The organism is Ferruginibacter sp. (genome assembly GCF_028288465.1).
Taxonomy (GTDB): Bacteria; Bacteroidota; Bacteroidia; order Chitinophagales; family Chitinophagaceae; genus Ferruginibacter.
This window is the reverse complement of the sequence record NZ_JAQBNR010000022.1, coordinates 144886-158649: the sequence shown is the minus strand read 5'-3', so window position 1 is coordinate 158649 and position 13764 is coordinate 144886. Positions and strand designations below refer to the sequence as shown.

Genomic DNA, 13764 nt, shown 5'->3' with positions numbered 1-13764 from the left:
ATTTACGTCATTTTTTAAATAATCAGATTATCATGAAACAAAATATTAACAAGGCAGTTATTGCAGCCGCACTGGTAGTTACCGGCATGCTGGGCTGTAACAAAAAGCTGAATGTTTTTGATGAAAATAACCCGACAACAGAAAGTTATTTTAAAACCGCTTCCGAACTGCAAAACGGCGTAAACGCCATCTACTCAACCTTGCGCTCCGGCGAACTGGTAGGACGTGAATGGTTTTTTACACACGATATGCGGGGCGGCGAAACGGCTTCCGGTGGCCCCCAACTGGAAGCACCAAGAGCAGAACTGCTTAGCCAACCATCGCCTGCACCATCCAACGCGGTGATGTCGAATGTATGGAGCGGTTGCTACCAGATGATCAACCGTGCCAACCTGGTGCTTGACAAGGCCCCGGACGTAACAGATAACACGGCGCTTAGAGACAGGCTGGTAGGCGAAGCAAAATTTTTAAGAGGCTGGGCCTATTTTGAACTGGTGGCACAGTGGGGAGATGTTCCACTTTACACGCAAACAGTGGCCTCTTCTATCGACTTCAAAGGCAAATCGCCTGCTGCAGATATTTATGCCTTTATCATCAGCGATTTAACTGCAGCTGCAGAAGCATTGCCCGAAAGCTACGGCGCTTCGGATAACGGCCGTGCTACCAAAGGCGCTGCTAATTCCTTATTGGGAAAAGTGCTGATGCAGAAAGGTGATTATGACGCTGCCAAAACAGCCCTGCTGAAAGTGTACGGTAAATATTCACTTACTCCAAATTACCAATGGAATTTTGATGGCGACATTAAAGACGATAATAATGCTGCAGTTGCATCCGGACATGAGTTCAATTCCGAATCTATTTTTGAAGTTGTTTTTGTTGATAAGGGCGATAACAATTTTAACTGGGGATATAATGGCGAAGGATCTACCAGTCCGCTAAGCACTGTACGCAACCAGGAGTATGGCATTACCTGGGGAAATGTGATTCCATCCAATCAGTTCCTGAATGAATTTGAAGCTGGTGACCCAAGGTATAAATTCACTATTTTCGAAGAGGGTGATACCATTCTTAAATCCAGCGGCATCACCCCCATAAAGCTAACCGCGGATATAATGAATATTGCCACCAGCGTAAGGAACGGCGTTACTAAAAAGAGATTCTTCCGTAAATACAATATTTACGATTATGTAAATTCAGGCTTTCACCCTGGTGGAATAAACCAGCGTGTAATCCGCTATGCTGATATATTATTGCTGCTGGCTGAGTGTGAAGCGGAAGTAGGAACGCCTGCACAAGCTGCCAACTACATTAATGAAGTGCGCAGCAGGCCGGGTGTAAACATGCCGCCTGTTACACCCGCTTCAAAAAACGATGCACTAAAGGCAGTGATGCATGAAAGAGAAGTGGAATTGGGCGCCGAAGAACTGGCAAGTTTTGACATTCTTCGCTGGAGAAAAAAAGGATATTTTCCTTCTATTATTCCGGAAAGAGTTCCCAACCAGGTCGACCTGTTTCCGATTCCGGCAATTGAAACTTCTACCAATCCTTTAATTAAATAAAGCTTGTTCAATCCTAAAAATAGAGGCTATAAAATGGCCTCTATTTTTTTGCAGATATAGTGAGGAAGGAGGGATTGATAACCGTAGACCAGGTCATTTAAATCAATAGTGTAATTGAAAAAATGCATGAAAGCGCTTGTTACTTATCATAGCTGGATTCTTTTTTTTGCAGGTATTGTACTCATAAGCTCCTGTAAGCATCCACAAAAAAATATGTTGTTTACGCAGTTGGATGCAACAACCTCGGGCATTACATTCAGCAACGACATTTACGACAACGATTCCTCTCATTCCTTTATCAACGAGTTTGGTTATATGGGTGGAGGAGCAGGCATCGGCGATTTTAATAATGATGGCTTAAAAGATATTTTTTTTACCGGCAACCAGGTAAGCAGCCGGCTGTATATAAATAAAGGAAATAATCAGTTTGAAGACATCACAACTAAAGCAGGCATTGGTACGGATGTGTGGTGTACAGGTGTTAGTATTGCAGATATTAATAATGATGGGTTTGATGATATTTATGTGTGCGTTTTTGGAAAAGACCTGTTGCATCGTTCAAAAAATTTATTGTTCATCAATCAGCACAATCTCACGTTTAAAGAAGAAGCCGCAGCCTACGGATTGGCAGATACCGGCTATTCAACGCAGGCAGTTTTTTTCGATTATGATAAAGATGGCGACCTCGATATGTATTGCACCAATTATTTATTAAGCGCCGGTAATTCTAATACCATTTATCCCCGCGACAGAAGCGGCCGCTCGCTGGCCAATGACAAACTTTATCGCAATGATGGCGATAGCGCTCACCTGGGTCACCCGGTTTTTTCGGATGTGTCAATGGCGGCAGGCATTAAGGAAGATGGCTATGGCCTTGGCGTATCGGTAAGTGATTTTAACCAGGATGGTTGGCCGGATATTTATGTAGCCAACGATTTTGTTTCCAATGATGAGTTATGGTTAAATAACCGAAACGGCACATTTACCAATTGTATTGACAAATCAATCCGTCACCAGAGTTATTCAAGCATGGGCGCCGACGCGGCGGATATTAACAATGATGCATTGCCGGACATTGTTACCCTGGATATGTTACCGGAGTACAACGAAAGAAAGAAGACCTCGTTTTCTTTTATGAATTATGAACGGTATGAAGCCGAACGGTCCATGGGCTATGAACCGGAATTTTCGAGAAACATGTTGCAGTTGAATATTGGCAGCCGCAAATATGGTGATACCATTCTTCCTTTTTTTAGCGAGCTGGGAAGGTTTAGTGGCATACCCGCAACCGACTGGAGCTGGAGTGTTTTGCTGGCCGATTTTGATAACGATGGTTGGAAAGATATACATATCACCAATGGCATCGGCCGTGATTTTATCAATGCTGATTTTCTTGAATTTAGTAGTAATGTTTTTAATAATGGCCAAAGTAAAGAGCAGCAGCAACAGGCAATCAGGCAGAAACTGGCGTCTTTGAAAAACGTGAATCTTCCCAACTATTTATACCATAATAATCATGACCTGACTTTTTCAGATTCGTCTGAAAGTGCGGGTATCAATGAACCATCCATGTCCAACGGTGCGGCTTATGCAGATCTTGATAATGATGGTGATTTCGATTTGGTAGTGAACAATATCAACAAAGCTGCCTTTGTGTTTATCAACAACACCAATCAAAAAAATAAGCCAGTCGCAACACATTATTTGAGCCTGCAGCTTAATGGTGATAGCCTTAACAGGAAAGGGTTTGGTGCAAAAATTTGGTTGTACAATAAAGATAAAATTCAGTTCCAGGAACAGAACCCTATACGTGGCTATTTTTCGTCTGTAGATCAGCAATTGCTTTTTGGTTTGGGAAAAAATGACCATGCAGATTCGCTGGTAATCGAATGGCCTGACGGAAAAAGGCAGAACTTAAAAAATGTAAAGGGAGATACCAGCCTGGTGCTTTCCTGGAAAAATGCAGGCGTTATTAATATAAATGGAGCAGCAGTTCCATCATTTCTGTTTGCTGATATTACAGGTAATTACGGCTTGTTATACAGGCACCAGGACAACCCTTTTAACGACTACACTCTGCAACGTTTACTGCCTCAAAAGTATTCGCAACTGGGTCCGTTTATTACTACCGGCGATATCAATCATGATGGAGCAACCGATTTTTTCATTGGCGGTGCATTTAATTTTTCCGGCAAAATTTTTACGCAAAAAAACGGACAAACATTCGCTTCAAAAAATCTTACAGACAGTATTAAGTTTGAAGAAGACATGGCCTGTATTTTGTTTGATGCGGATAAAGATGGTGATAGTGACCTGCTTATTACAGGTGGAGATATGCAGTACGATGAAAACTCCATTTATTATAAACCCCGGCTGTACCTCAACGATGGCAAGGGCAATTTTACGCTGCAGCCCAATGCTATTCCTGATGGTGTAAGAACGATTGCCGGCTGTGTAAGTGCCGGTGATTATGATGGCGATGGCTATCCTGATTTATTTATTGGCGGCCGGGTTTCTAAAAAATATCCATTGCCACCCCGCAGTTTTTTACTGAAAAATAATAAAGGTGTTTTTACAGATGTAACGGCTCAGGTCTGTCCGGCATTACAAAAGCCAGGCATGGTCACCGCAGCTGTATGGACGGATTTTAATAATGATCATCAACCCGATCTCGTCATTGCCGGTGAGTGGATGCCGGTTCAGTTTTTTAAAAATGATCATGGTAAATTAGTTGATGTATCCGCATCAACAGGCCTTACGCAGATGAATGGCATGTGGCGGAGCTTGATAGCAACTGATATCGATAGTGATGGGGATATGGACCTTGTGGCGGGAAACCTCGGTTTAAATTGTGAGTACCGTGCAAGTCCTTCGCAGCCGATGCAGTTATATGCCGCAGACCTGGATGGTAATGGAAGTGTCGACCCGGTTTTCTTCTATTATATAAAAGAAGCAGATGGCAAAATGCAGTCTTTTCCGGCCATCAGCAGGGCCCGGTTATCCGACCAGGTGCCAGCCATTAAAAAACAGTTTCTGTTGAATGAAGACTATGCGCACGCAACCTATGATGATATCTTTAAAAGAAAAGCTAGCACCGACGTACTGCAGTTGCATTGTGATGAAACCAGGACATGTTATTTTGAAAACACCGGTAACGGAAAATTTATAAAATACGTGCTACCAATTGAAGCACAGTTTTCACCCATAAATGCCATTATTTGCGATGACCTGGATAACGACGGCTACAAAGACCTGTTGCTGGCTGGAAACGAATACCAGGCTGAAGTAATGACCGGAAGATACGATGCATCTTACGGTTGCTTTTTGCGTGGCAGCAGCAATAAAACATTTGTTTCCATTCCGCAGTATACAAGTGGATTGTTGCTGCAGGGTGATGTAAAAGATATGGCACTTATCAGACTGGCCAGTGGAGATAAATTATTAGTTGCCGCGGTGAACAATGATGTGATGCATGTTTTTAAAATCACTGCACGGAAAAAGAAAATAACTGATTGATGAACCACTCACTTTTTCAAACTGTCAGCATGATGCAGCATTAATGATCACATATGAATGCACCGGTAAGTAATATTAAATGCGATAACTTTTATAAAACTCATTATAAGTGCAAAAAATACCTGTATCGGATAAAAAATCATGAGGAAATGGTCTTTGATAATCATGCAAACCACTTAGTTTTGTACCAGCCATTGCTTAAGACTAAAACGATCACTGCTTGTTCCATTCTTCCAACGATAAAGAAAAAATACTGTTAGACAAAGTAGCAGCCGGCGATGAGCATGCTTTTGCAGAACTGTTCGAAAATTATCACCAGCTGCTCGGAAGCTTTGTTATGCGATTAATAAAATCGGAGTCACTTACCCAGGAAATTGTACAGGATGTGTTTGTTAAAATCTGGATCAACCGCGGCGTGCTGGCGGAAATCACCTGCTTTAAAGCATACCTGATTGTTGTGGCCAGGAACCATGCCCTCAACAGTTTAAAACAAATTGCCCGTGACAGGAGCCGGCAAACAGCCTGGGTAAACAATGTGCTGAGGCTTGCAGCCAACGACCAGAACGAGACAGACACCACCATCAACACCAGCGAATTAATTGACCAGGCAATTGCCTTACTTCCCCCACAACAAAAAAAAGTATACCTGCTAAGCAGAAGGGAAGGTCTGCACCAGGAAGAGATAGCGGCTGCATTAAACATCTCTCTCGAAACAGTGAAGAAACATATGGTGCTGGCGCTGCGGTTTTTAAAAAATCATCTCCGTACGCACATTGGTATTTTTCTTTTTTTGCTGGGGCGGTTATTTAATTATTAATTTTTTCTTTCCTCATTACCTCCTTTTTTCAATTCGGTTGTCTTACTAATGGCGGAAGCTTTAAAAGGTGTATTCTTTTATTCTTTCGCATCATTTTATTATGAGCCAATCAAGACTTGCCTATCTATTTAAGGTTTACTTTAACGAAACCGCTACTGCACAGGAACGGGATGAATTAACGGAACTGTTGATGCAACGTGAAAACGATGCCGAAGTACAATCATTAATTACCGAAACCTGGCAAAATTTTAAAGTGCCAGGAAATCAATTTACAAAAGAACAAAGCGAAGACATGTTCGCCAAAATCCTGGCAAAAGGAAAAGCAGTTGCTCCCATTGTTACTCATAACAAAAAATTTTTTTTTATCCCAGGCCGTGTCGCCGCAGCTGCCATTGTTTTAATTGCAGTGTTTGGTACCTGGTTCTGGTTAAAATCAAAACCCGTTCAGCAACCCATTGCGCAAGTGCAAAAAAAAGCTACGCCTAAAGCGGTTATTGCACCGGGTGGAGATAAAGCTGTGCTTACATTAGCCGATGGATCAGTGATCATTTTAGATACCACCCGACAGGGAGAGCTTATAAAACAAGGCAATACAAAAGTAGTGCGATTAAATACGGCGACGTTAGCTTACAATGCCGGCACTGCCTCAAACCCTGATGTGGTGTACAATACACTGGCGACGCCGGTTGGCGGACAATACCAGGTAATATTGCCTGATGGCAGTAAAGTGTGGCTGAATGCTTCTTCGTCCATCCATTTCCCAACTATTTTTAAGGGAAAAGAAAGGCAGGTTTCCGTTACCGGCGAAGCTTATTTTGAAGTGGCTAAAAACGCCGCGATGCCTTTTAAAATAACCGTAAAGAATATGGAAGTAGAAGTGCTGGGAACACACTTTGATATCATGGCATACGACGATGAAAGTTCAGTAAACACCACGTTGCTGGAAGGGTCTGTAAAGGTATCGGAAGGCGGTGCAGTAAAAATGCTGGTACCTGGTCAGCAATCCCTGGTTGACAAAACCGGGGCCATCAAAATTGAAGCGGCAGATGTGGAAGAGGTGATGGCCTGGAAGAATGGCTGGTTCCAGTTTAACTCCGCAGATATACAAACGGTGATGCGGCAGATTTCAAGATGGTATAATGTGGAAGTGGCCTATGAAGGAAAAATTCCTGCCGGTCATTTTACGGGTGCAGTAAGCCGTAATAACGACATCAGCCAGGTGCTTAAGATAATGCAGGATGGAGGCGTACGATTTAAAATTGAGGGAAGGAAATTAATTGTATTGGCTTAGTGTATTACATCCTTATTTTTTAAGGAAATAAATAAGTTTTTTAGTTCAGATTTTTAATACCCGGGATTACTCAAGATAAAAACCAGGAACGTTTGCGGCGTCCCTGGCGGTAGTTGAGTTTATCCATCATTACAAACAGGAAGGATTGCTAAATGTTTAAACCAAACTTAACAAAAGTATGAAAAATTCGTGTTCGGTGCCATGTGTCCAACGGGCCATGGCAGTCACCCACAAAACATTGCTAGTTATGAAACTGACAGCTGTTTTATTATTCGCCGCTTTACTGCAGGTGAGTGCCAAAGGAAAAGCGCAGAGTATTTCCATCTCCCAGCGAAATACATCACTCGAAAAAGTGTTTAAAGAAATTCACCGGAAAACAGGCTTCCAGTTTTTTTACCAGGATGAGTTGTTGCGGCAAGGCAAAAAGTTTGACATCGAAGTAAAAGATGCTTCGATAGAACAGGTGCTGGAAGTCTGCTTTAAAGACCAGCCTTTAAACTTTACCATCGTTGAAAAAGCGATCACCATCCGGCGTAAAGAAGAAGTAAATCTTGTTGCCGATGCACCACCTCTGGCAACACTGCAGGTTACAATAAAAGGAACGGTGAAAGATGAAAAAGGCAGTCCGCTTGCGGGAGTAACGGTTGCCATACAAGGTGAAAAAAGCGGTGTCAGTACCAATGAACAAGGCGAGTTCTCCATAACAGTGCCGGACAACGCGGTGCTGAGTTTTAGTTATGTGGGGTACAAAACGATCAATGTTCCTGTTAAAGGTAAATCATCCATCAACCTTACCATGACCATTGAAGTATCTTCCATGAACGATATGGTGGTGATTGGGTATGGTAAATCCAAAAGAATCAATCTTACCAGTGCGCAGACTACGGTGTCTTCAAAAGTGATGGAGAAAACCATTAACACTACCATTGAACAAGCAATACAGGGAAGGGCTGCCGGGGTGTATGTTACGCAGAATTCCGGTCAGCCGGGTGGTGGTATTTCGGTGGCTATCCGTGGTATCAGTTCCATTAACGGCAATACCGAACCGTTGTATGTAATAGATGGTGTACAGATCCAGGGTGGGGGTACTACCAATTCATCTAATCCCTTATCCGGACTTAACCCTTCCGACATAGAAGATATACAAGTGTTGCAGGGGCCTTCGGCAACTGCTATTTACGGTTCAAGAGCCACCAATGGCGTTCTGTTAATCACTACAAAACGCGGCAAAGCGGGCGAAGCTAAACTGACTTACGGTTACCAGTATAATTTGCAGACACCACCCAAACATTTACAGGTAATGGATCTGCGCCAGTATGCGCAAATGGTAAAAGATTATCACGCACTGGCAGGAGGTACAACGCCGGGTGAATTTTTAGATCCTTCTCTTTTAGGAAAAGGAACAGACTGGCAAGGTGAACTATTTAACAATGCCGGTATGCAAAAGCACCAGCTCAGCCTGAGCGGCGGCGGTAATACTACTACCTATTACATGTCGGGGGAATATTTAAAGCAGGATGGTATTGCGCTTGGCTCTGGCTTTGACAGGTATGGCTTTCGGGTGAACATGGATAACAAGCCAAGAGAATGGATTACCATCGGTGCCAACATCAGCTTTAGCCAGATCAATGAAAAGCTGACCACCAGTTCTGAAAGTGTTATTTCTGATGCCATACAGTTAACACCGCAGGTGCCGGTTAAAAACCTGAACGGTGAATGGGGTGGCGGTGATAACGTTAACGGTGCCAACCAGTTTGCTCCCGTTAACCCAATAGCCATTGCCAGTTTAAGAACGAATACAAACAGGAGAAGGCAGTTTTTAGGTGGATTGAATCTCGGGATTAACATAACGAAAGACCTTACGTTCAGAACATCTTTTAATACAGACATCAATTATTCCAATTCGGTGTATTTTAATCCTACCTATCATATCGGTTGGGCTATCAATACTTCGGCTACCTTAAGCAATAACATCGGCATGAGTACTTACTGGAACTGGAACCAGTTGCTGGAGTACAATAAACAACTGGGCAAGCACAACGTTAGCGCCATGGTGAGCCACGAGTCACAAGAGTCCAAATGGCAAAACATTGGCGCCAGCAGGTCGGGTTATCTTACCAACAATGTATTTGACCTTGCAGCAGGTGCCGCACCTGGTACCAATAGCGGCGGCTCTGGTCCATGGGGCATGGAATCTTATCTGGGAAGAATTAACTACAATTACGACAACCGCTACATTGTAACAGGAACGGTTAGAAGAGATGGTTCATCCAACTTTGGTCCGGATGACCGGTGGGGAACTTTTCCTTCTGTGTCCGGCGCATGGCGGGTTTCGCAGGAAAAGTTTTTTGACGTGCCAGCTATCAGTGAGTTGAAGTTAAGAGTAGAAACCGGTCTTACAGGTAACCAGGGAAGTGGTGGCATTTACTCACCGCTGGTTACAGGCCCAACCGATTTAGGTATTGGCTTTTTACCGGGCAGGTATGGTAACCCCGCATTGAAATGGGAAGAAACCAACACCAAAAATATTGGTATCAATATAGGCCTGTTAAAAAACAGGATTTCAGTTGAAGCGGACTACTACATCAAAAATACCAATAATCTCTTAATGGATAATCCGCTTCCCTGGTACATGGGCACCAATGGAACGGGTTCTGTGGGCAATCCAACAGTAAACATAGGTTCCCTGCAAACAAAGGGCTGGGGCCTTACCATCAATTCCATCAACGTAAGCAACAAGGATTTTAAATGGGAGTCCAACATCAATGTATCTGCTTTTAAAACAACCATTAAAAAGTTTTATTCTGATGCAGCTTTTGTTGACCGTACCAGCTGGTGGCTGGATAACTGGACACAACGGTCGGCCGTTGGCGAAGCGCCCTGGTTGTTCCGCGGTTATATTGCAGAAGGTTTATTTCAAACCATTGATGAAATCAATTCAAGTGCTGTACGGGTAGATAATAACGGAAACAGGCTGCCAACGGATGCTGTAGCGGGCGTTTGGATCGGCGACGTAAAATACCGGGATATGAACGGCGATGGTAAAATAGATTTCCATGATGAAACAAATATTGGTAACCCGTGGCCAAAATTATTTGGCGGATTTACCAATACATTTTCCTACAAAGGATTTGATTTAAGTATACTTATTACCGGCACTTTTGGTAATGATATTTATAATCACCTGGCCAAGGTAAATTCAAAAACATCTACCATTTATACCAGCCGCAACTTGCTGATTAGTGCCATGGACTATGCAAGATTGACCACGGATAAAAATGGCAACCCGGTGATTGAAAATACCGGAACTAATGTACCACGGTTAACCAGTTCGCAAATTGCCAATGATAATAATTATGGTACCACCAGCAGCAAATGGGTAGAAGATGGTTCTTTTGTAAGGCTGAAAAATGTGTCCTTATCTTATAACCTGCCTGGGAAATTGCTTGCAAAACAGAAGCTGGTAAAAGGTATCAGGGCCACCATCGGTGCACAAAATGTTGCCACCATCACAGGCTACTCCGGTTTCGATCCTGAAGTAGGGTCTTATGTCGGCGCCAATACCTACGCCGGTAACCAGGCCATCGGGCTCGACTTTGGACGCTATCCGTTAACCCCTATTTATACATTCAGCCTGGGTGTAAACTTTTAAAACTTATTACAATGAAGAAAATTAATATAAACAGACAATATTTTTTAATTGGCTCATTGCTGTCTGTGATCCTTTTTGCCGGGTGCAAAAAAAGCTTCCTGGAAAAACCGCCGACAGACTCGGTAGTGGATGCCAGTTTTTACCAGACAGATGAACAGGTACTGGCAGCAACCAATCTTTTATACAGTAAAGTGTGGTTCGATTACAATGATAAGGCATCTTATAACCTTGGCGACTTTAGAGCGGGCACTGCATTTTCGGCATACAACGACAGGGGCAATGTGTTGTTCAATACAACAGATATCACTCCCGAAAATGATGCGGCATGGCGTGCTTTTTTTATTGTTGTTGGTCAGTCGAATTTGGCCATTGCCAACATCAATAAATACGCCAGTCCGGCCGTTTCACCAACGGTTAAAAAGATTGCTATCGCGGAAGCAAGATTTATGCGGGCAGTAGCCTACCGTTATCTCACCATGAACTGGGGCGATGTGCCGGTGATTGAGAATAACCTGACTCTGCTGAATGATACTACCATCAATAAAAATACGTCTGCAAGTATCTGGCGTTTTATAACCAGGGAAATGCGTGCGGTTGCCGAAGACTTACCTGAAACACCCACACAGACAGGCCGGATCAGTAAATGGTCTGCGGAAGGTATGCTGGCCAGGTTTTATTTAACAAGAGCGGGCGTAGAATCAGTTGGAGGTGTAAGAAATCAATCGTTCCTGGATAGTGCAAAATATTATGCGCAACGCGTAATCAACAACAGCCATTTAAACCTGTTGAGTAACTATGCAGATCTTTTTAAATATCCGTACGACAACAATGCAGAATCTTTATTTGAGTTGCAATGGGTAGCCCTTTCCGGCGATGCAGGTTATGGCGTAGGCAACAGTGCACCTTCTTACCTCAATTACAGCTCTGATATCAGTGTAGAAGGATGGGGTGGCGACAAGGGGGCAACCTGGTGGATGCTGAGCCAGTACGATGGATTTATGGACTCTGGCGATACAGTGATAAAAGGACGTACGCTGGATCAACGCTTAAAAGCAACCTATATGTTGCCCGGTGCCAGTTACCCTGAAATCACCCAATTGCTGAATGGTGTAAATCAGAAATTGATTTTTCCTTACGTGAAAGGTGATGTCAATTTCTCCAGTATAAAAAAATATGTGGTGGGTAAATCAGAAGATCTTGGCTTTATCGTACAGGCCCAACGTTATCCTAACAACACCTATATGATGCGCCTGGCAGAGATGTATTTAATTTATGCAGAAGCAGTGTTGGGTAACAACGCTTCAACGGTGGATGCCACGGCCCTGGAATATTTTAACAAAGTGCATACCCGTGCTGGTCTGGCTCCAATTACGGCAACAGACCCCGTAAGCGGTGCAGCCACACCGTTAACATTGGATATTATTTTATCTGAACGGTTTAAGGAGTTTGCCATGGAATCGATGGCGTGGTATGACCTGGTTAGCCTGCATTATTACAATCCCGGTAAGGCATACAGCATCTTAAATTCTCAGGACAGAGGCCTGTATAATATTACCCCCGATGTTTTTCCGAACCCTACCAACTGGACAATCAGGAAGACATCCTGGGCTACCACCGAAAGAAAGATCGATGCCAACTCTGGTAATTTTTTATTGCCTATTCCGGCAACAGAAAAAAGCCAGGCGCCTAATCTTTCCAAGCCTGCGGTAGACTATCCATAAGCCAACACTATTTCATCAAATTATTATTCGTCAGTCAAATGAAAAATATAAAAAACATTCAACAGCTGCTGATCCTGGTGATCGCCATGACGGTTGCTTTTATCTCCTGTAAAAAAGATGAGCAAGTCAACAATGGTGTTCCAAGAATTCAGTATGTAAGGGTCACCGCACCGGAGTCATCGGATTCTTTATTGGTTTCAGCAGGGCAGGGAAACCTGGTAGCCATCATCGGGCAAAATCTGCAGAACACCGTAGAAGTTTGGTTCAATGATCAGAAGTCTTCACTCACGTCTACTTACATTACGAGCACCTCGATACTAGTGAGTGTCCCCAGCCCGATCCCAACGGTGATCACCAACAAATTGAAACTGGTTTTCGCCAATAGGGATACGTTGTTATATGATTTTAAAGTAGACATCAGTGAGCCACTCGTTTCAGGAATGGAAAATGAGTACACCTTAACCGGTGATGTAGCAACCATCCGGGGCGATTTCTTTTATGAACCGCTGACCGTAACGTTTACAGGTGGTGTAACAGGCGAGCTTGTTTCTGTTGAAGATAAGATTATTAAAGTGAGGGTGCCTGCCGGTGCAACGCCAGGCCAGGTAACGGTTAAGACAAATTTCGGTGAAACCAAATCTGATTTCTGGTTCAGGGATAACCGCAATATTTTTATCAGCAGCGATCCTTTTACCGGCTGGTGGAATGCTTCCTTTGTGGTGAGCAATCCGGGTGCAGGCGATCCCCCGGCTATCAACGGAAATTATATCCGTGTTAAAAAAGCCATCGGTGCATGGTCATGGATGGAAATTGCCGGCGGTCCGCCAGATGCCATGGGTGACATCAGCAAAAATGTGCCTGACGAAGCCATTCTGAAACCAGCCGACTATAACCTGAAGTTTGAATTAAATACAGTTAAGCCCTATAACGGCAATGTGCTGAAAATAAATGTGGGCCTGAGCAATGACTTTAATGCAAATGAATACCGGTGGATGCCACCCTACGATACCAAGGGCCAGTGGCAGACAGTAACCATTCCTTTTGAGGAGATTGCAAAAGCTTATGGAGCTCCGCTTGCAGTAAGTGCAAAGGGATATTATAGCCGTGTATGGTTTCATGGTCCGGGTGACCTGGACTGTGATATGTCGTTTGATAATTTCAGGATCGTTCCGAAAATTATCAAAAAGTAAGCAACACATTTTAATTGG

General features: G+C 43.4%; 7 protein-coding genes. All 7 read left to right on the top strand.

Annotation, left to right across the window (positions count from 1 at the left end; all coding sequences use genetic code 11):
- Nucleotides 1-32 precede the first annotated feature (32 nt).
- The 7 genes from JWR61_RS11265 to JWR61_RS11235 all read left to right on the top strand — a co-directional run bounded on the left by JWR61_RS11265 (nt 33) and on the right by JWR61_RS11235 (nt 13746).
- Nucleotides 33-1559, top strand: coding sequence for a RagB/SusD family nutrient uptake outer membrane protein (locus tag JWR61_RS11265; protein WP_301927909.1), 1527 nt, complete (start codon nt 33-35; stop codon nt 1557-1559).
- A 126-nt stretch (nt 1560-1685) separates the two neighbouring features.
- A complete protein-coding gene (locus JWR61_RS11260) occupies nt 1686-5075 on the top strand; it encodes a VCBS repeat-containing protein (protein WP_301927908.1) in 3390 nt (1129 codons plus the stop codon).
- Nucleotides 5076-5295: 220 nt separating this feature from the next.
- Nucleotides 5296-5892, top strand: coding sequence for an RNA polymerase sigma-70 factor (locus JWR61_RS11255; RefSeq protein ID WP_301927907.1), 597 nt, complete (start codon nt 5296-5298; stop codon nt 5890-5892).
- Nucleotides 5893-5992: 100 nt separating this feature from the next.
- A complete protein-coding gene (locus JWR61_RS11250; protein WP_301927906.1) occupies nt 5993-7183 on the top strand; it encodes a FecR family protein in 1191 nt (396 codons plus the stop codon).
- Nucleotides 7184-7430: 247 nt separating this feature from the next.
- Complete coding sequence (locus JWR61_RS11245; protein WP_301927905.1) at nt 7431-10835, top strand: SusC/RagA family TonB-linked outer membrane protein; 3405 nt, start codon at nt 7431-7433, stop codon at nt 10833-10835.
- Between the two features lie 11 nt (nt 10836-10846).
- Nucleotides 10847-12556 carry a RagB/SusD family nutrient uptake outer membrane protein gene (locus JWR61_RS11240; protein ID WP_301927904.1) on the top strand — a complete coding sequence of 570 codons (1710 nt, stop codon included), beginning with the start codon at nt 10847-10849 and terminating at the stop codon, nt 12554-12556.
- Between the two features lie 38 nt (nt 12557-12594).
- Nucleotides 12595-13746, top strand: coding sequence for a glycan-binding surface protein (locus tag JWR61_RS11235; RefSeq protein ID WP_301927903.1), 1152 nt, complete (start codon nt 12595-12597; stop codon nt 13744-13746).
- The last annotated feature ends 18 nt before the right edge of the window (nt 13747-13764 follow it).